Source organism: Vibrio sp. YT-15 (genome assembly GCF_033337445.1).
GTDB classification, from domain to species: Bacteria; Pseudomonadota; Gammaproteobacteria; order Enterobacterales; family Vibrionaceae; genus Vibrio; species Vibrio alginolyticus.
The window spans coordinates 19,953-40,039 of record NZ_JAWOQR010000014.1 but is presented as its reverse complement, the minus strand read 5'-3'; the positions used below and the strand labels follow the sequence as shown (position 1 = coordinate 40,039).

19 protein-coding genes are annotated in these 20,087 nt (G+C 43.6%); 14 read left to right on the top strand and 5 right to left on the bottom strand.

The features are described 5' to 3' along the window. Position 1 precedes the first annotated feature (1 nt). On the top strand, positions 2-1,372 hold the full coding sequence (locus tag R7D93_RS20535; RefSeq protein ID WP_017635346.1) for a GGDEF domain-containing protein: 1,371 nt from the start codon (positions 2-4) through the stop codon (positions 1,370-1,372). Positions 1,373-1,529: 157 nt separating this feature from the next. Next, a complete protein-coding gene (locus R7D93_RS20530; RefSeq protein WP_017635345.1) occupies positions 1,530-2,417 on the top strand; it encodes a LysR family transcriptional regulator in 888 nt (295 codons plus the stop codon). Here R7D93_RS20530 and R7D93_RS20525 read toward each other — a convergent pair. After that, positions 2,414-3,022, bottom strand: coding sequence for a response regulator transcription factor (locus R7D93_RS20525; protein ID WP_017821556.1), 609 nt, complete (start codon positions 3,020-3,022; stop codon positions 2,414-2,416). The two genes, R7D93_RS20530 and R7D93_RS20525, sit on opposite strands and share 4 nt — an antisense overlap. Before the next feature lie 682 nt (positions 3,023-3,704). On the opposite strand from R7D93_RS20525, the gene R7D93_RS20520 reads away from it, so the two are divergent. Next, positions 3,705-4,685, top strand: a complete 981-nt coding sequence (locus R7D93_RS20520; RefSeq protein ID WP_025998672.1) for a chemotaxis protein — start codon at positions 3,705-3,707, stop codon at positions 4,683-4,685. 49 nt (positions 4,686-4,734) lie between these two features. On the opposite strand, the gene R7D93_RS20515 is transcribed toward R7D93_RS20520, so the two are convergent. Beyond that, entirely contained in the window at positions 4,735-5,271 is a 537-nt protein-coding gene (locus R7D93_RS20515) for a prepilin-type N-terminal cleavage/methylation domain-containing protein (protein ID WP_154204316.1), read from the bottom strand. A 444-nt stretch (positions 5,272-5,715) separates the two neighbouring features. Between R7D93_RS20515 and R7D93_RS20510 the strand changes: the two genes are divergently transcribed. From R7D93_RS20510 to R7D93_RS20495, 4 genes are all read left to right on the top strand, one after another. Then, positions 5,716-6,438, top strand: coding sequence for a sulfite exporter TauE/SafE family protein (locus tag R7D93_RS20510; RefSeq protein ID WP_206957724.1), 723 nt, complete (start codon positions 5,716-5,718; stop codon positions 6,436-6,438). Between the two features lie 102 nt (positions 6,439-6,540). Continuing rightward, complete coding sequence (rarD, locus tag R7D93_RS20505; RefSeq protein ID WP_031778926.1) at positions 6,541-7,446, top strand: EamA family transporter RarD; 906 nt, start codon at positions 6,541-6,543, stop codon at positions 7,444-7,446. A gap of 209 nt (positions 7,447-7,655) precedes the next feature. Then, entirely contained in the window at positions 7,656-8,042 is a 387-nt protein-coding gene (locus R7D93_RS20500) for an MAPEG family protein (protein WP_005376510.1), read from the top strand. Beyond that, complete coding sequence (locus tag R7D93_RS20495) at positions 8,036-8,569, top strand: hypothetical protein (protein WP_064354731.1); 534 nt, start codon at positions 8,036-8,038, stop codon at positions 8,567-8,569. The genes R7D93_RS20500 and R7D93_RS20495 overlap by 7 nt, the downstream gene beginning before the upstream one ends. Positions 8,570-8,853: 284 nt before the next feature. On the opposite strand, the gene R7D93_RS20490 is transcribed toward R7D93_RS20495, so the two are convergent. Next, positions 8,854-10,218, bottom strand: coding sequence for an endonuclease/exonuclease/phosphatase family protein (locus R7D93_RS20490; RefSeq protein ID WP_225495994.1), 1,365 nt, complete (start codon positions 10,216-10,218; stop codon positions 8,854-8,856). A gap of 394 nt (positions 10,219-10,612) precedes the next feature. On the opposite strand from R7D93_RS20490, the gene R7D93_RS20485 reads away from it, so the two are divergent. Then, positions 10,613-10,927 carry a DMT family transporter gene (locus R7D93_RS20485; RefSeq protein WP_005376506.1) on the top strand — a complete coding sequence of 105 codons (315 nt, stop codon included), beginning with the start codon at positions 10,613-10,615 and terminating at the stop codon, positions 10,925-10,927. Positions 10,928-11,006: 79 nt separating this feature from the next. Here R7D93_RS20485 and R7D93_RS20480 read toward each other — a convergent pair whose 3' ends face one another. Continuing rightward, positions 11,007-11,912, bottom strand: coding sequence for a DMT family transporter (locus R7D93_RS20480; RefSeq protein ID WP_005376505.1), 906 nt, complete (start codon positions 11,910-11,912; stop codon positions 11,007-11,009). Positions 11,913-12,081: 169 nt separating this feature from the next. On the opposite strand from R7D93_RS20480, the gene R7D93_RS20475 reads away from it, so the two are divergent. The 3 genes from R7D93_RS20475 to R7D93_RS20465 all read left to right on the top strand — a co-directional run bounded on the left by R7D93_RS20475 (position 12,082) and on the right by R7D93_RS20465 (position 14,755). After that, positions 12,082-12,540, top strand: a complete 459-nt coding sequence (locus R7D93_RS20475) for an NUDIX hydrolase (RefSeq protein ID WP_005376504.1) — start codon at positions 12,082-12,084, stop codon at positions 12,538-12,540. A 104-nt stretch (positions 12,541-12,644) separates the two neighbouring features. Beyond that, positions 12,645-13,217 carry a GNAT family N-acetyltransferase gene (locus R7D93_RS20470; RefSeq protein WP_047101443.1) on the top strand — a complete coding sequence of 191 codons (573 nt, stop codon included), beginning with the start codon at positions 12,645-12,647 and terminating at the stop codon, positions 13,215-13,217. A 125-nt stretch (positions 13,218-13,342) separates the two neighbouring features. Further along, entirely contained in the window at positions 13,343-14,755 is a 1,413-nt protein-coding gene (locus tag R7D93_RS20465) for a coniferyl aldehyde dehydrogenase (RefSeq protein WP_206954161.1), read from the top strand. Between the two features lie 175 nt (positions 14,756-14,930). On the opposite strand, the gene R7D93_RS20460 is transcribed toward R7D93_RS20465, so the two are convergent. After that, on the bottom strand, positions 14,931-15,410 hold the full coding sequence (locus tag R7D93_RS20460; RefSeq protein ID WP_005376501.1) for an aminoacyl-tRNA deacylase: 480 nt from the start codon (positions 15,408-15,410) through the stop codon (positions 14,931-14,933). Between the two features lie 156 nt (positions 15,411-15,566). Here R7D93_RS20460 and R7D93_RS20455 point away from each other — a divergent pair, with 156 nt between their 5' ends. From R7D93_RS20455 to R7D93_RS20445, 3 genes are all read left to right on the top strand, one after another. Beyond that, positions 15,567-17,108: a glutamate synthase-related protein gene (locus R7D93_RS20455; protein ID WP_213867678.1), complete on the top strand. Its 1,542-nt coding sequence runs from the start codon at positions 15,567-15,569 to the stop codon at positions 17,106-17,108. Between the two features lie 186 nt (positions 17,109-17,294). Next, entirely contained in the window at positions 17,295-19,469 is a 2,175-nt protein-coding gene (katG, locus tag R7D93_RS20450; protein WP_161441489.1) for a catalase/peroxidase HPI, read from the top strand. Between the two features lie 165 nt (positions 19,470-19,634). After that, the gene (locus R7D93_RS20445; RefSeq protein ID WP_005376498.1) at positions 19,635-20,087 is read left to right on the top strand and encodes an antitoxin Xre/MbcA/ParS toxin-binding domain-containing protein; all 453 of its coding nucleotides are present in this window, start codon (positions 19,635-19,637) and stop codon (positions 20,085-20,087) included.

The window sequence follows — 20,087 nt, the reverse complement described above, 5'->3', positions numbered from 1 at the left end:
CATGACACTTAAAAGTATCGCGTTGTCTCTTTTCATCGCAACATTACTATTCGTCACTTCTGTCACAATGATTGGTGCGGTGTTAATTTCTTATGAAGTAAAGCAGTTCAACACTTACGCGAATAATTTAGCCAAAATAAAACAAAAAGTAATTCTCATGGGGCTATTGACGGAAGCGCAGCTCGAGCAATACAAAGGTATGAGCGTGAGTGAAGTAGAAGCGCAAACAGAGCTGAGCTTTCAAGATGCGATTTACTCCCTGTCACGTTATGAAAAACTTAATTACGTTGAAGCTGTTGCACGGAAATCGCTTCATCAGGCTGAAGCCTATTTATCAAATGCGTTCAATCGACAAAATGCCGTTATGTATTTTCGTTCTTATACTGGAAACAAACTCATCTTAGAGAGACCGATTGAAGCGCTAGAGGGAGTGAAAGCCACATTTGATGTTGATTGGTGTAAAAGTAACTATTCTTGTGTGTTAGCCGCGTGGAAAGAGCAACTAACGGACCGGGTATTGTTTTCCCTACCATTTAAAACGACATACTCCGATGACATGGCGATAAGCATCATGAGTCCGGTTTACTTTCAAGGTGAGTTAGTGGGAGAGTTTTCGGAACAATTGTACCTCTCGCCGCTTTATAATGATGGGAAAGCGGTGGATGTTCAAATAGCGAATGGGAACAAGCAAATGGTGATTTACTTCGCTGGCTACCCCTTTCCATCATTCGCGTACACCCAATCATATGTCGCAGACAACAACAATCTCATTGTTTACATGTACCCATTCAGTAAAATTGTACTGGATTACGTGTTCTTGTTTATCATCTTCTTTTTCGTAACTTTAGCGTATTACAACAAAGCTTATGAATCTAAAGAGAGCAAACTTCGCCTCGCGAAAGCACTGACGAACGTGACGAAAGATGATTTAACGGGATTGTTTAACCGTAGAGTCTTTCAAGATAGCGAATTCAAACGTCGTTTGGAAACCGCGCCATATTCCGTCATTGCAATAGATGGCGATAGGATCAAGCGAATCAATGACCATTACGGTCACCATGTAGGGGACGAAGTTATTGGGATTATTGCTGATGCTATGTCTAAAGTGTTTCGAAATAGTGATTATCTAGTTCGAACTGGTGGTGATGAGTTTGTTGCGATTCTGCCAGGTTGCAGTATCAGCCAATCTTCAATATTGGCGAAGAAGCTTCGTAGTGTCGTTAAAGATAACCGACTAAAGACCTTGGATATCGAGGTTAGTGTGAGTACTGGTATCGCGGCGAATGAGTTACACGAAACGCTTCAGGACGTTATTGTACGTGCAGATGAAGATCTCTATGAGATGAAAAAACACAGACAAAAGTCCCATTAAGCAGGTCTGGTATTGACTAAATGCCAAGTTACGGAACATAACCATGACATAACTGTTTGATTAATTTGACCAAACAGAATGAGTGGTCTTTTATATTAGAGCAGTCAACAAATAGTGATTGCTCTATTTATTCTCGACCTTACATCTGGTGTCGCACGTGAACAAAGATCTCGACTTAAACTTACTTAAAATACTTGTCTTACTGGATAAGCACCGTCAGCTCAAGCCCGTTGCGAAAGCGATGGGGAAGAGCGAAGCGTCAATTAGCAAATACCTTGCCCGATTGCGACTCCAGCTAAACGATGAATTGTTTATTCGGCATCCTCACCACATGGAACCGACGGACTATTTAAAACGTCAATTACCTAAAATTTCCGATGCACTCGAGAAGCTTGAAACTTGTCTAATTAGAGATGAGTTTGAACCGGAAAACTACGAAAAAGACATCACCATTTGTTTACCGCAAACCGCTCAATACTCATTTGGGCATTTACTTGCAATGGATTTAATGGCGCTGTTTCCCAAGGCGCACATTTCGATAGCAACGATTACAGAGTATACGATAGAAGAGATAATCCTAGGCAAAGTGGATGCGCAGTTACATTACTTCAACGAGGATGTTCCGAAATCTGTTTATCAGAAGTTCATCGGCTATGCGCCTGCTGTGGTAGTTGTTCCTGAAGAGCTGGGAATTACCACCCTGGAAGAAGCGGCCAAACTTCCCTTTATCATGTTAGAGATTATCGGTTGGAAAGAGAAAGAGCAGCTCGTTAAGCGTGCAATGGAAAGCCACGGTATGGTCATCAACCGTATTGCGGCTCTAGACAACGTAAGCAGCGTATTGAAGCTAATTAAGCAAAAAAGCGCCGCAACCGTGTTACTTGAATATCAGGCGCCAATTGATGGATATAAATTTATAAGAGTGCCAGAGCATTTTTACCCAGATGGCTGGCCAAAAGTGGTTGTACAGGTGAAGCAAAGCTTAAGACATGATGCAATGCACCAGTTGTTAATCGGTGCTATTGCAAAATACATGAGCGCTTAGCGGCAAAACTCAATGTTTTCTGACTGAGGAATAGTATGCAGAAGTTCAATCAACGTGTCCGCATGGTACTTTTTCAGAATACGCGTTTTGTAGGTGCTGATTGTTTTAGCGCTGAGTGAAAGTTGTTCAGAAATCTTCTTATTTGAGTAGCCTTGTACAAGATAATGGAACACCATGGCTTCGCGATTTGAGAGTGTTACGTTACCCGACGATGGTGTGTGAGTCGACTTAAACATTGAGTAACCGCGTGAAACACTCACAATTGCGTCGATAATGGTCTCTCTTGTTTCATGTTTGCTTAAGAAGCCGTTTGCACCCATTTCGTACGCTGCTTTAGAAAGACTCGAGTAGTCGCGTGAAGAAACAAATAACAGTCGGCCACGATATCCCGTCGCTAAAATGTTTTTGGCTAAACGCATACCATCGCGATCGCCAAGCACTACGTCTAGAATAATCAAATCAATCTTTTGGCCTCGAACAAGATCCATCACTTCCGCACTGTCAGTGGTTTGAATCACTTCAGCTGCGTTGATTACAGATTCAACTAGAGAAGCAAGTGCTTCGCTATACAATGGTTGAGCGTCGATAATAAGAACATTATTCAAAGTTAACCTCACCTAATACATCAACTAGTGTGCTGTCAGGCGACAGCGCAATTGGATGAATAAGATTGTAGGAAAAACCTTGCTAAGAGGAAGGAAAATGACTCTTTCCAAAAGTGAAAATCAGTGTCTTGATTATGGGAATAGCGATGTCAGGTATTGAAATACCTAGTGATAGGATGATTGCTTAAAACTTACGCTGACAGAAAACTAACAAACTGAAAGTGTTCTTTCAGTGTTCTATGCCTTCAGATTTTCTTGCGATGCCTCTAGCGCTTCGATTTAAACCCGTGTTCACAAGCGCAGTTTTATACCATGCCACTTGAAGAGAGCTTGTTCTACACCAGGCATGAGCACGCTAGCCAACTTTGCACTGATATCTGTTGGATAGGTTTGGCTATTGACGCTGAACATCACTTCAAATTATTTCTAAACTTTTCATTGACTCGGCCGCTAAAAGTGGAGGTGTTAATTCGCACTTTGGCCACTCATAATTTCGTGTTCAAAAATGAGACAATTTTACATGGTTTGGTATGGAAATGTGCGTTAGCCGTCCTTTTGATGGTTTACAAATTTTGTTGTAACGACTAAAAAGGACTTTTGGATTTTTAGCCAGAGAATGGCTTCTCATGGCGTTTGCATCAAACTTTTTCTGATGCGTATTTTTGGTTGGATAATTGGCTTTATGAGTAACGTAACCAGCACCATTTTGACAGAAAGTGGTACCAATGAGCTTGAAATCATCGAGTTTCATTTAGAAAAAACATTGCCAGATGGCAGCACAAAAACTTGTTATTACGGCATTAACGTTGCGAAAGTACGAGAAGTGATTCGCGTGCCAGAAACAACCGATTATCCAAACGCACAACCTCATATGATTGGTGTGTTCTCATCCAGAGATGTACTGACGCCTTTAGTGGATTTAGCTGGTTGGTTAGGTGTACCAACACGACAAGATCTGGAGCGCAAGTTTGTAATCGTTACGGATTTCAACAAAATGACCAACGGCTTCTTAATTGACAGCATTTCGCGTATTCATCGCATCTCTTGGAATGATGTGGAATCACCAAGTCAGTTTTTGGAAGCGGGCGAACAAGATTGTGTAGTAGCCGTTGTCCGTAAAGAAGGCAACCTGATCATGATTCTCGACTTTGAAAAAATCATCGCAGACATCAACCCAGAATTGAGTATGGAAAAATACGATGTGAAAGGGGACAAGTCGGTGGATCTCAACCAGAGAATGGTCGGTAAGCGTAATGCTAAAACGATCATGGTGGTGGATGACTCAGCATTTATTCGCTCTTTGATCCAAGATACATTAGCTTCTTCAGGCTACAATGTGATCACATGTAAAGACGGTGGTGAGGCGCATGAGAAGTTGATGAGCTTGATCGAGGTTGCGAAAGAAGAAAACTTGCCAGTTAAAGAGCTATTAGATGCGGTGGTTACGGACGTAGAAATGCCTCGAATGGATGGTATGCACTTAGTGAAGAGACTACGAGATACCGAAGCGTTTCATGAAATGCCGATCATTATGTTCTCGTCATTGATGAGTGAGGATAACCGAGCGAAAGCACTATCTCTTGGCGCAAATGATACGATTACCAAGCCAGAGATTGGCCGCATGGTGAATATGATGGATAAATACGTGTTTAACTTTGCGTAAAAAACCGATCAGATGAAACAAATAAGGCTGCCGATTGGCAGCCTTATTTTTATTGAGGGCAGGGAAGAATATCTAAGGTGTAACTCTCGTTTGGAGTCTGCGGTGGCCCATATAAAATTCCGCATTGAGTTAGGCTACTATTTTTATCATCTCTTGCTGAAATGACGACTTTAATGTTGTTAGTCTGAACAATTTTCCAGTCACTATCACCATGCTGATTCTCAAGTTCCGAGACTAATAGAGCTAAGCTTGTTTCATCTGCATCTGGGTAACCGTACCTAAATGTACAGTTAAGAGAGCCATTTAACTCACAGCTTGAGAAAGGCAGACTTTCTGGGCCCTTACCTGAACCTGCGTCGGTGTGTTTATTTGATATATATGGATAATGTTCCAACCCTGCAATCGCCATTTTCCCATAACCCACGCCTAATGCTGACGCAATAGCGCCTTTCATTCCTTCCAAACGTGCTTCACGTGCATCACTTTGAAGGTTTAAAAAGCGTGGCGCGGCAGTGACAGCAAGAATACCGAGCACGACAATAACTACGACTAACTCTATTAGAGTAAATCCCGTTTGTTTTTTCATATTATTTTCACAGCAAGTTAAAGGTAGAAAAACACTGACCGTACACTTGTCTATTGTGTAAATAAGTACGGTAATGATAAATCGATTAATAGTATAAAGAGGTGAGTTGTAAAGTGCTATACCGACGCCGCACTAATTGACTGAATCCATTAAATGCTACGGAGAATTCACGGGTCTAATTCGGCTAGATTTTAAGAGGTCATTAATTCCGCTGAAGAAAGGCTGCGTGAACAGGCGAGCATGAATCCTCTTCGATGTAAGCAAACATGTACATCAGCGGAATGAAATACAAAATGCAAATGAGGGCGAACCGCACAAATGGATTGTCTTTTTATTCACTTTGATGAATGCTACGCGGAATTCATATCGCAGCATGCCTGAGGTATTCATCATGCGAATGTGCTTTGGTTTTGTGTTTATTTTTCAAATATAAGAATAATCTAAATGGAATTCGATTCGATAAACTTCCTTGCAATAGGTTTGATATTTCTTGGCTCTTATGTCCAGACCGCAATCGGTTTTGGCTTGGCTATTGTTGCCGCACCTTTACTGATTCTTTGGGCGCCAGAATATGTTCCTGCGCCAATCTGTTTAGTCGCGTTATTTATTTCGTTGATGAATGCGATGAAGCACCGCAGTAGTGTTGAAATCGGCGGCTTAAAGATGGCGTTGATTGGGCGAGTGCCGGGATCAATTGCTGGTGGCTTGCTACTCTTTTTTGTATCAACACAAACTCTCACCCTTTGGATTGGTTTGTTGGTGCTGTTTGCAGTCGTGGTGAGTGTTTTACCGTTTCGGGTTGAGCCTACGCCTTCGCGTATGACATGTGCTGGTTTCTTTTCTGGGTTGTTTGGTACCAGTTCTGCGATTGGAGGTCCTCCGATGGCGTTATTGTTGCAGCATCAAGAAGCAAATCAGTTACGCGGCAACTTATCGGCTTTTTTTGTTTTCAGTTCGATTATTTCACTAATAGTACAAATCCCAGTGGGCTTCTTCACATTGCATCATTTGGTCATTACTATTCCTCTATTACCTGCTGCGTCGCTTGGTTACTGGCTAGCAATGAAAACTACCCAGTCGTTACCAAAAGAAAAGATTCGGTTTGGGGCACTTATGTTGTGTTTTGTGAGTGGCTTTACCGCCGTCGTACAAGCGTTGAGCCAATAATGCCATCTGCATCATAAAGTCACTGCGGGATTGCATTCCTTTTTATGTATGGCGGACTTGTTTACTTACGCCAAATTGGTCGTTTAGATGGGCGATAGTTTTATGAATAACACTCGTTATGGCACTTTTATGGCAGCATTCTCCTTTGTGATCTGGGGATTGCTACCAATTTATTATCGTTATTTACCAAATGCTTCTATGGATGAGTTGCTAGCATGGCGAATCATTGGGTCTGTACCTGTCGGGTTTCTAATTGTACTTGGGATAACCCGTCGAGGGCTGAATTGGAAAGAAATCTGGCTTGATAAAAAATCCTTGTGGTACACGTTTGTGGCGAGCAGTTTGATGTGTATTTCTTGGAGTGCGTTCACTTGGGCTTTGACCCATCATCGGGTCATCGATGCCAGCTTAGGCTTCTTTATTGGGCCATTAGTATCTGTTGCGCTGGGCGTATTTATTCTTGGGGATAGGCTCTCAAAAGGCAAACTTATTGCAATCGTGCTGGCAACAATTGGTGTTATGTATCAAGTGATTCACTATGGTCAGCTGCCCGTTATCGCACTAACGATGGGGTTGTTCTTTGCTTTGTATGGGCTGTACAAGAAGAAGATAAATTATGACTGGAGTACAACCTTGTTTGTTGAGGCGTTGTTACTGACTCCAGTTGCACTCGCATATTTGCTCTATAAACAATGGGCAACTGGTGAACTGGCTTCGGGCACAGATACCACAACATTGCTTTTGTATTTTGGCAGTGCGCCTATCACACTTTTGCCACTCGTATTTTATTCTATCGCAATACGTATAACTAATTTATCAACCGTCGGTCTAATGCAATACATCGAGCCAAGCTTGCAGTTTGTGTTGGCAGTTATGTTTTTTGGCGAGTTGTTTGACGAAGTGAAAGCGGTGACCTTTGCATTTATTTGGGTAGGGCTGTTGTTCACAATTTTTGAAAGTATTATCAAAGGGCATCGGCGCAAAAAGCTGGTCAAACACCCCTTATAGTGGTTTCAATATTCTCACATATTAGCTTCTTTATTCTTATGCCCTCCATTCGAGGGCATTTTTAATGTCATGAAGCATTGGCTTTCGTTTTTTGCCCGAATAGAAATCATAACTTGAGATTATTTGACGCATTATCATAATGATACCGCTATAGTTATAGCCAAGTGACACGCTTATATAAGTGAAAACCAGATCAAGAAGGACGACATATGATCACTGCTCTGTATGCCAACATTCTCGCAATACTCATTATTTGGTTGGCTGTTCAAGTAATTAAGCAACGTCGCTTAAATCAAATTGCTTATGCCGATGGTGGGGTAGAGGCTCTACAAATTGCTCGTAGTGCCCAGAGTAATGCGACAGAATATATCCCCATTACCCTGATTTTAATGGCACTTTTAGAATTTAACAGTGCTTACCCAACATGGATACATCTCACCGGTATTATTTTTGTAATTGGTCGAGTTATTCATGCTAAAGGCATATTGAAAAAAGACTTGAAAAAACGCATTAGAGGGATGCAGGTGACATTTCTGGTGATACTTTCATTGGTTGTGTTAAATATGATTTACCTGCCATACGATAAGTTATGGTAAGTCTGCGACGTTACATTCCACCACCTTGGGTACTCGTTCTGATTGGATTAGTACTGAATATTGGCGCGATCATCGTTACTAGCTTAGTCCTTGATAAGTTGGGTAAACAGCACTCGCAGCTCGCAGAGCAAACAGCAGAAAACTTGTATTCCATCCAACTCGCATGGAACAGTGTGGAAACCCTAGAAAGGAAAAGAGAAGCTTTACTGCTGCATGTGCACATAAGTCAGAGCGTAGCGATACCTTTAGAGCTAGAAGAGGTATTAGCAGGGCATTTATCTTCTTGGGTTCATAACGAGTCGGATGAAATAAAAATTGATCAACTTCCTCAACTAATGTCAAAGATAAATCAGGCACAAGCTTCGTATAGAGACCGCATCGATAATTACTACATTGAGAATGTAGGGCTCAATGAGGTAATGGCAAAGCAGGATGAAAAGATCGCTTGGTACAAGAATATCGGACTCTTCTTGCAAGTATTCGGACTTGCGTTAATCCTTGCACGCGACTTAGCTAGGAAGCAATAAAAGCAAGAGCTAAAGATCAGGTTTATTGCGAAATGCCAATGGTAGTTTGCAAATTGCAATTTATTCTGTGAGCAAACAGTAGCTATTGGTTAAGTTTTAATGAAAGTGATTAAATAACAACCTGTTTTTGTGCGCTGAAAAGTTGGCACGCCTCATGCTTTAGTATGAGTGACCCTTTCTAAGCCGAGGGTCACCTAGCCAACTGACGTTGTTAGTGAACCATCTTGTTCACAAATATATACAGCCAATCACGACTCCTTGTGGTTGGCTTTTTTTTATGCAATCTAGAACTGTGCTTTAATCCAGATCATGCGATGGTCAGAAGATACATCTTTACCATCACCATACTTACCGATACGTGCATCGTTAAATAGTTTACGCCCTTCTTCATAAGACGCTGACCAGTACACACCAGAGTCTATTACATTCAAATTTGCTGAAGGCAAGGCATAGTCTACCCCTAAGCCAAACGTTGAAGTGATGCGATTCGGATATGGGTGAGTTGAGCTGCGGTCAACAGCGTGTTCGGCTGCACCAAAGCTTGTTGGGTAAAGCTCACCATTCATCACGGTTTGATTAACCAATGGATCGTTGTGCAGCTCTTGCATTACAGAGCTAATACCGTCACCAGACACTGGATCAAGGTTTTGATCACCCATCATTACGAATTTAGCGCCGTTCGTTAAGCCACCTGTTTTACCCGCATCGTCGTAAAAATAGTCTTTGCCTTGAATGTAATGATGCCAAAACTCCACTTCTGCTGCGTTTTGCGCTTTGTTTTTACCGGTGTCGAATACTGGTGGAGTAGGATGAGACATCAACAAGTGTACAACTTCTTCGCCGTTGCGAGTTGGAATGATGATTGGTGCGTCAACGTGGTTTTTCGAAGATAGACGCACTTGATCCCATTCTTCCGCTGAGTACCATTCATCACCACACTTCATGCCGTCTGGAATCTTTTGCGAACCATCGCAGATAGTAATGGTTGGAATTTTCGCACCTTCCATATCTTTCCATTTAAATGCTTGGAATGTACGTGTGTTTGCTGTGTCAATTTTATACTTAGACATAAGGGCAAATGCATATTGACCATGGTACATGCCAAAGCCCCATGCATCACCTGGCATTTGACCTGCGGTTCCGTTGTTGTCGAGATCAAACTCACTCAACAACCCTGTATTAGTTGAGTAAGATTCAGCATAAGGGTATTCAATAGGCTCAAGGTTTGCTTCACCGCCCGCGCCATTGATGCTTTGCGCGACAGACAAGTAGTTCTTCTGGAATCCTTCAATGGCTGCTTTGTTTTCGCCTGTTCCCTCGTTGTTGTATTCCGCCATCATAAGAACATCAGGACGATTCTTTTGAATGATTGCTGCAACGTTACGAATTTGAATGACTTTTTCCGCAGTGGTTTTGTCTTCGGCTGCGATTGAACCGTCTAAATAAGAGGTGACCAACGCAGTTTGCTGCGTTGGTTCAATTTGCATTTCATCTACCAAAGTTTCGAAGGTAGCGCGGTCAAAAGAGAGGTTGTAAGTCGCTATTTTTACTTCTTTAGGCTGAACATTGACGTATTCAGTTTCGTCATTACATCCAGATAGTAGAGCGGCGCCAACAAGGATAGCGATAGAGGTTTTGATTGCTTTCATGGGTACGTCATACCTTATAATTAATTCGGCTGAATATTAAAGTCATCAGTCATTGTTTTAAGCGATATTAGTCACACAAACGTTTTCATATTTACATGTTCAATTAGTTTTTGTGTGATTTGTGCAATAAATGCAACACTTTCAACACCAGAAGGTTATATGTAAATTGTTAAAAAACGGTGTCGTTATTGATGCGAAATAGAGAGTCCGCCACCGTTAAAAAGAAAAGCGTAGAATTTAAGCGTACATGAGATGTTTGAGTTGTATGTTTATCGCCGTGTTTTATTTTTTATGTTTAAATTTCTGTATATAATAAGCAGTCAATCAGAAGTGAGGACGACCTCACCGCTCTATCTTTTCTCGGGGACGACCCCATCTCGTTGGGAAATGTGACATGGCTTGGGGAATTCTCTTCATTGCGGGCTTGTGTGAAATCGCATGGGCTGTCGGTCTTAAATATTCACAAGGGTTTACCAAATTCGGTGCTTCGGCATTCACTATTGTCTTTATGTTATTGAGCTTTTGGTTGCTTGGCATTGCGTTAAGAACCTTGCCTTTAGGCATTGCTTATGGCGTATGGGTAGGGATTGGCGCAATAGGCACGGCAGTCGTGAGTATTTATCTGTTCAATGAGCCAGCAACACTTATCAAAGCCTTAAGCTTGCTAATGATTGTCGCTGGTATCGCAGGGTTAAAAATATCAGCTTAACGTTAGGCTAAACACAAAACAGCCAGAGTCACTCTGGCTGTTTTTCTAAATGTCGTGTTTACGGTTCTGGGTAGGTATATCAAGCGTTGCGCTTAATAAAAGGTAACCGTAAGTGATGACCAAACGCATTAATTAATGCGCCTGTAACAATCAGACCGCCACCGACGTACGTCCAAATGATCGGAACCTCGCCAAAGAAAATGATGCCCAACAACACAGAAAATACGATCTGGATATACGAATAAGCGGAGGCTTTACCCGCTTGTTGAGTTTGCATCGCTTTGGTTAACCCCAATTGTCCAATTTGGGTAAAGACACCAACTAGAACCAACATGAAAGTCAGATATAGATCGGGCATTACAAAATCGTCGCCAATCAGTAAGAGTGAAGCGGGGAGAGCAACCAACGGGAAATAGAAAATGATCACTGAGCTGTCTTCTGTCTGACTCAGTTTTCTGACAATGACGTAGGCAATTGAGCTACCAAATGCGCCTAAGATCGCAATCATGACGCTAAACATTGGTAAAGCGCTATCTGAGCCTTGCCCAGTTTCTGGGCTTACCATGATATAGATGCCGAGTAAGCACAACGCAATACAAAGGAAAGTTGACGGCTGGATGCGCTCTTTCAAGAAAAATACGGCGAGTAGTGCAGTAAATACCGGATGAATATACTGGAATATCGTCGCTTCTGCCAAAGGTAAGGTGGTCACTGAATAATATACACACATCAGAGCCATCGTGCCCACAGCACCGCGTGCAAATAGTAATGGCTTATTATTGCCCCATACAGAAATTCGTTTTCGCTTTACATCGAAATAACTAATGATAAGTGAAACGAGCGCTCTTGCTGCAACGATTTCAAAAACGGGGATACCGTAGTTGCCGACGTGCTTTACTGTAGCCGACATCAGAGCAAAGCCGAACGCGGAAAGCACCATAAAGCGCACACCGATGGGAATCATAGTGTTGAATGAATTGGACATTTTACTGCTCATTTGTTGCGACAGATCTCACTTTAGCATACTTAGTTAGCGATTAAATCCTCTCAACTCAAACACTTCTGTCGACAAGATGAATAAACAGTAGAATACGTAGCAATTAATCTGCCTCTCTTCAGCGTAACAATAAAAACTCGATATTTAAGGAGCTTACATGATCCCGATAAAAGCAACGCATGTTTCAGGCGTTGTCATTTCAAAAATTGATGGCATAGAAAAAATGCTGTTACTCAAACGCGTAAAAGGTGGCTATTGGTGCCATGTTGCAGGTGGTATCGAAGCGGGTGAAGCCGGGTGGCAAACCATTTTAAGAGAGTTAAAAGAAGAGACACTAATTGACCAAGTTGAGTTACATACAGCAGACTTTCTAGAGCAGTTCTACGAAGCAAAAAATAACCGTATCATGGTTATCCCATGTTTTGTGCTATTTTGTCCGCCTAACCAATCAGTTGTTCTTAACGAAGAGCATACAGAGTATCGCTGGTGTACGCTTGAAGAAGCTAAGCAGCTGGCTCCGTTTGCCAATCAGCATCACCTATATGAACATGTATGGAAACATTATGTAGATGTGGCATCACTAACGCCATTTACGCTGATCGATCAAAAGGGCTAAATGAACGGCAACGGCTTTGATTAGTTTTTATAGAGAGGTTTGTTCTCATAAAATGAAGCGTTAGGATTTGCGCTGAGCGTTCACAATAAAAAGGAATAACATCTATGGATGAAGTCACATGCCAAGAGACGTATCAAGGAAATCACTTACAGAAGCGTTTTTCCGTCTCGCAAAGGGTCTCAATTGAGCCCCTCAACACGAAACACGCGTCCGCTTTACTAGAAGTTGTGAACACTCACCGAGAGAGCCTTGAGGGCTATCTACCTTGGACGGATTCTGTCACGAATCATAGAGAGGCCGTTAACTACATTTCCCAGCGAGTGAACAGTAACGCGCTGGATTCCCACTGGTGTGCAATTTATTTTGATGAGCAGCTTACGGGTGTTATTGGCATTAAAGGTGTGGATTCACATACGCGTGTTACTGAAATTGGCTACTGGCTTGCCAACAATGGGCGAGGCCATCGTGTGATTGATCAAGTGCTCGCAGTATTGATCCCTTTTTTGAAGCAGAAAGGGCACGCACAATTCATTCAGTTCCATTGTATGGAAGATAACATCGCTAGCATCAATATTGCTGAGCGTGCAGGCGCCACATTAAAAGAATACGTTGATCATGAGTTTGATATGCTTGACCGCTCTCAACGACTGGGCATTTATGAACTACGTTTGATGTAGTATCCACCCCAGAGATATTTTAATCAGAGTTCGAACTCTAACTTCACGAGCGCTACAATAGTAACATTGTTGCGCTCGTGTTAACTTGGAGCGTCATTGGTAGAAACTAGGCTAGGAGAAGCATCATGAACGCAATCACAGAGGTTGAAGTAGATAACTTGTTACAGCAAAGCCTCGAACGCTTAAAAGCGGCATATGCAGCCGAGCCTTATCCTAGTTTGGATGAACGTAAACAGCACCTCGTTTTGTTAAAAAAATCGCTGCTTGAGAACAAACAAGCGCTGGTTGAAGCGTTAAGTGACGATTTTGGCTATCGCTCAGAATTTGATACCGCTATGACCGACGTTTTGCCAACGGTCTCGCATATTAATTATACCCTCAAACGACTAAAAAAATGGTGCAAACCCAGCAAGCGCGAATCCGGCTTATTGCTCGCACCTTCTAAAGTAACCGTTCAGTATCAACCGTTAGGTGTCGTCGGAATCATTTCACCGTGGAACTTTCCTGTGATTTTGAGCCTTGCGCCTTTAGTGACAGCATTGGCTGCTGGCAACCGCGTGATGATGAAGCTCAGCGAATTTACGCCAAAAACCAATAAAGTCATCGTCGATATTTGCCGTGGGTTGTCTGAGTATGTCGAAGTTTTTGAGGGTGAAGCAGACGTCGCACAAGCATTCAGCCAACTGCCATTCGATCACCTTTTGTTCACGGGTTCTACGAGTGTTGGCCGCGCAGTGGCAAAAGCGGCAGCGGAAAACCTTACCCCGGTGACGTTAGAGTTGGGTGGAAAGTCCCCGGTGATCATTGCAAAAGATGCAGACATGAAGAAAGCCGTTGATGCTATCTTGTTTGGTAAATGCATTAATGCAGGCCAGATTTGTGTCGCGCCTGACTACGCGTTTGTACCGCAAGAACGTGTCGAAGAGTTCATTTCGTTATTCTTAAAACGTTTTGAAAAGCTCTATTTAAAATCCAACAAGAATCAAAAGCTGACCCATATTGTCAACCAACGACAATATGATCGTTTGACTGCGCTACTTGAGGATGCAAAAGCGCAAGGTGCTAACCTTCATACTGTTGAAGCGTCGCCCCAAGAGGAACGACTTCTGTATCCTCATTTGGTCACGGATGTGTCGCCGAATATGCGAATCATGCAAGAGGAGATCTTCGGGCCATTTCTACCTGTTAAGCCCTACAATGCCGTTGATGAAGCGATTGACTACATTAATCAGCACCAAAGACCACTTGCGCTGTATGTTATGTCGGACGACAAATCGACTATCAAACATATTGTACGCAACACCCACAGTGGTGGCGTCGGCGTTAATGATACGGTTTTACATGTTGGCGCTGAAGATGCGCCTTTTGGTGGCGTTGGTGAATCGGGTATTGGGCATTATCACGGAGAGGAAGGATTCAGAACTTTTAGTCATGCGAAAACCATTCTTCACACACCGAAATGGTTGCCAAGAACGAGCGTATTAATGCGCCGTAGGGCTATGGCGATAAAAGCGATCCAAAAGATCTTTGTTCGATAATAATTATGATTTGATTGATAAAAAACCGCCCGAATAGGCGGTTTTTTGTTTCTATGTGCTCTGAAACGCTGAGCACCAAAGTCCGAGAAACTTCCTTCGCGTGCTACCAACAAAACAAAGAAAGGCTCTTGTTGAAAGAGCCTTGTTCAGGAAGTGTCGAGAGATCTTGGCAAGTTTAATGCAGAACTTCACTGCTGAATCTTAGATATCTACAGTCGTTCATCAGTTCTTTAAACGCCTTTCGGTCCAGCTTAATCAGAGTTTCATGATCGCCAGCTTCAAGGTAGACATGTTCCAAGTTTGCTAGTCTTTCATCGCAAACTGTCGACATGTGGTAAGGGCTACCAATCGGTGGAATAGCGCCGTGTTCACAATCGGTGAAGAGTCGGTAAACCATACGCTCTTTCACCAAGTGGAAGGTGGCATTAAATTCGTCGTTTAATCTCGACAAACTGATTTTGTTGTTGGCAGGTAAGACCGCCATCATATGACGCCCTTCATGATCCTCTAGAATCACACCTTTTGCGATATTCATTAAAGGCACACCTGCTGCAACACCACTTTGTAGCGAGCTATGACTGTGGCTGTGATTCACGGTTTGAAAGTGAATGTTATGCTCAGTCAAATATTCATCTAATCGGGTTGCAATCGTCATATAGCCTCCACGTGTATGAGACCCATAAAAAGTATAGGTTAGTCGGGCGACAATCGCGCATTTTACTCGGCGACACTGACGCTCTTTACGCTCCTGTTCTACGCTTATTGCAAGCCAGCGAGAAAGCATGGTTAACAATAATAAATAGGGGGCAACATGAGCAAGCCAATCATCGCTGATAACAAGCCGATCAAAGTAGAGTTGAAAGCTGGGCAAGAATATTACTTCTGCCGATGTGGGCGCTCTAAAAATCAACCTTACTGCGATGGGTCTCATTCAGGAACCGGCTTAAAGCCAATGAGCTTTAGTGCGGAAAAAGACGAAGATGCCTATCTCTGCCAATGTAAGCATACCGCCAATGCTCCTTTTTGTGATGGTACACACAAGCGATTTACCGCAGAGCAAGTCGGTAAAGAGGGACCGGAACAAAAGCGAGAGAAAAGAGACAAACCAACGGCGTCTGCTACACAAGAAGAACCAACCCTCGAGTTTATCCACCAATTAGCGAGAGAAGGACTCTCTAAACTCGGTCATCATGGTCCGATGGCTGCAATGGGGGTTCCTAGGCATTTGCTACCACATTGGGATGCTATACAAATCATGGTGGCGCAAATGGCGACACAACCGTTGTTGGAAGACGTTCCTGTGTCTACCGAATTGATTGTGGGGCCAAACGCGCGTAAGCCGCTCAGACTCGCCATTCCTTTGTTGGTGTCGGACATGAGTTTTGGCGCACTTTCTGAAGAGGCGAAAATTGCACTAGCAAAAGGTGCAGAGTTGGCGGGGACTGGGATTTGCTCTGGTGAGGGTGGCATGTTACCGGAAGAGCAGTCCGCTAATTCACGGTATTTCTATGAGCTTGCTAGTGCTCAATTTGGCTACGACGAATCTAAGCTTCTTAATGTTCAGGCGTTTCACTTCAAAGGCGGGCAAGGAGCAAAAACGGGCACGGGTGGTCATCTGCCTGCAAATAAAAATGTAGGTAAGATCTCTCAGGTGAGAGGCATCCCCGAGGGACAACCAGCGATATCACCACCAACGTTCAAAGATCTTCACACTACTCACGATTTCAGAAAGTTTGCTGACAGAGTTCGTGGCATCACAGGCGGCATTCCAATTGGATTTAAACTCAGTGCCAACCATATTGAGCAAGACATTCAGTTTGCGCTTGATGCTGGGGCTGATTACATCATCTTAGATGGTCGCGGTGGTGGCACGGGTGCGGCGCCAACTATGTTCCGTGATCATATTAGTGTGCCCACCATTCCTGCATTAGCTCGTGCACGTAAGTACTTAGATGAAAAAGGTGTAAGTGACCGCGTCACATTAATCATCACCGGTGGGTTGCGAGTTCCTACGGATTTTGTCAAAGCGTTGGCACTTGGAGCAGACGGAGTAGCGATAGCAAACAGTGCGATGCAATCGATCGGTTGTGTCGCCGCTCGCATCTGCAACACCAATAATTGCCCGGCAGGCATTGCGACACAAAATGCCGATTTGAGGCAGCGTCTCGACGTTGAAAAGTCATCCCAGCAACTGAAAAATTTCTTCGAATCCTCGGTCGAGCTCATGAAAGTCATGGCGAGGGCGTGTGGTCATCACGCTCTGAATGAATTTAGTCATCATGATTTAGCGACCTGGGATCACAACATGGCGAGGCTGTCTGGGATTAAGTATTCAGGTATGGACTTAAACTGATCTCTATCCATATTTTCTGCATATAGGTACATGTTTGATAACAATTATTTATTCGCTGAAATGTTTGAAATTTTGACTTGGCGTTAACTAAAAAAACAGTGTATGAACTACGCTGTTTGAGGTGGATATTCGATTTATTGAATAACAAAGAGTGGTTACCACAACCACGACACGAAGGAGCATTATATGAGCAAAGCAAACGGCGGTTCGGTAGGTAAATGTCCAGTTATGCATGGTGGGCAAACATCTACAGATAAGTCGGTGATGGATTGGTGGCCGAATGCCTTGAACTTAGACATCCTGCATCAACACGACTCCAAAACCAACCCATTTGGTCAGGACTTTAATTACAAAGAAGAACTGAAAAAGCTAGATGTCGAAGCACTTAAAAAAGATTTAAAAGATTTAATGACTGATAGCCAAGACTGGTGGCCTGCCGACTGGGGACACTACGGTGGTTTAATGATCCGAATGGCATGGCATGCAGCGGGCAGTTATCGTATTGCGGATGGCCGTGGCGGTGCTGCTACAGGCAACCAACGCTTTGCTCCTCTCAACTCTTGGCCAGATAACGCCAACCTCGATAAGGCTCGACGCCTTTTATGGCCAATCAAGAAAAAATATGGCAACAAACTAAGTTGGGCAGACCTGATTGTCCTTGCCGGTAACATGGCGTACGAATCCATGGGCTTTAAGACCTTTGGCTTTGCGTTTGGACGAGAGGACATTTGGCACCCAGAAAAAGACACTTACTGGGGGTCTGAGCAAGAATGGTTAGCCACAAGTGACGCTGATAACAGCCGATACTCTGGTGAGCGAGATTTAGAAAACCCGCTTGCTGCGGTAATGATGGGTCTTATCTATGTGAACCCTGAAGGGGTAGACGGTAACCCAGATCCTCTCAAAACAGCACATGACATGCGAGTGACCTTTGCGCGAATGGCAATGAACGATGAAGAAACCGTCGCGCTCACAGCTGGTGGTCACACGGTGGGTAAGTGTCATGGTAATGGTGATGCCGCAAACCTTGGCCCAGAGCCCGAAGCAGCAGACGTTCATGAGCAAGGTCTTGGCTGGATTAACCACAAAACACGTGGCATTGGCCGTGACGCGGTAACGAGTGGCATTGAAGGTGCTTGGACAACACACCCTACACAATGGGACTACGGATACTTCCACCTACTATTTAAGTATGACTGGGAACTGAAAAAGAGCCCAGCAGGTGCATGGCAATGGGAGCCAATCGACATTGAAGAAGAAGACAAGCCTGTCGATGTTGAAGACGGTTCTAAGCGCTACAATCCAATCATGACCGACGCCGATATGGCGCTCAAAATGGACCCTGAATATCGTAAGATTGCAGAAAAGTTCCAAAATGACCCTGCGTACTTTGATGACGTTTTTGCTCGTGCCTGGTTTAAGTTGACACACCGCGATCTAGGACCAAAATCATGTTATTTCGGCCCTGATGTGCCAAGCGAAGATCTTATTTGGCAAGACCCAACGCCCGCAGGTAAGACAGACTACGATGTCGATTTAGTGAAAACAAAAATTGAAGCAAGTGGCCTATCCATTAGTGAGTTAGTAAGTACGGCGTGGGATAGTGCGCGTACCTACCGTGGCTCTGACCGCCGAGGCGGTGCAAATGGCGCGAGAATTCGCTTGGCTCCACAAAAAGATTGGCAAGGGAACGAACCTGAACGTCTAAGCCGTGTTCTTGCGGTGTTAGAAAAAATAGCAGCAGAAGAGGGCTGTAGTGTTGCAGACGCTATCGTGCTTGCTGGGAACGTAGGTATTGAACTGGCTGCGCGTGCCGCAGGTCATGATGTATGTGTGCCATTCGCGCCAGGCCGAGGTGATGCCACCCAAGAGATGACGGATGTTGAATCATTCGAAGTTCTTGAGCCTGTCGCTGACGGTTTCCGAAATTGGTTGAAGAAAGACTACGCGGTTAAGCCAGAAGAGCTTTTATTAGATCGTGCTCAGCTTATGGGGCTAACGGCGCCAGAAATGACGGTACTTATCGGTGGTATGCGCGTTCTAGGCAGTAACTACGGCGGTGGAAAAGAGGGCGTATTTACTGAGCGAGTCGGCACTTTGTCGAATGATTTCTTCGTGAACCTTACTGACATGGCATATACGTGGAAACCAGTGAGTGCTAATCAATATGAAATCCGTGATCGTAAAACCGACGCTGTGAAGTGGACGGCTACTCGAGTGGATCTTGTCTTTGGTTCAAACTCGATCCTGCGTTCGTATGCGGAAGTGTATGCGCAAGATGATAATCAGGAAAAATTCATCCATGACTTCATCGCCGCATGGACGAAAGTCATGAACGCGGATCGTTTTGACTTGCAATAAGTGAAACGATGCCTGTCGGTAGATGGGTTGATGAATAAGTAAGAGAGGCGGGCGAAAAGCTCGCCTTTTTCTTTACCTATCTTTTTACTTTGATTGTTACTTTGATTGAAAATTAAGCTCATTTGAACCATAATAACTGGACCATATGAACCATAGGAGCTTGATATGGCAACTGCAGCATTAAAAAGCTTCAAACCGAAACAACCTCATAAAGCCAATTTCTGGTTTATGTTGGGTATTGAAGACGCTGAAACAGGTCGCACTGATGCGGTTCACAAAGGCTTTGAGCCAAAGGTGTATCGCAATATTGTTGAGCGTGTGAAGCTTTCTCAGAGTGAGTTTCAAAACGTCACATTGATACCTGTCAGCACGGTCAAGCGTCGTCTAAAAAACGATGAGCGCTTCAATACGCAAGAAAGTGATGCAATCTATCGATTAGCGATGTTATTGAAACTCGCGACAGAACTGTTTGACGACGAAGAGCGCGCGTTAAAATGGATGAGAGAGAATGTGTATGGCTTAGGTGGAAAACGTCCACTTGATATGGTCTCGACCACGGTGGATTTTGAAATCGTAAAAGATTTGATCGGCCGTTTAGAGCACGGGGTATTCTCGTAA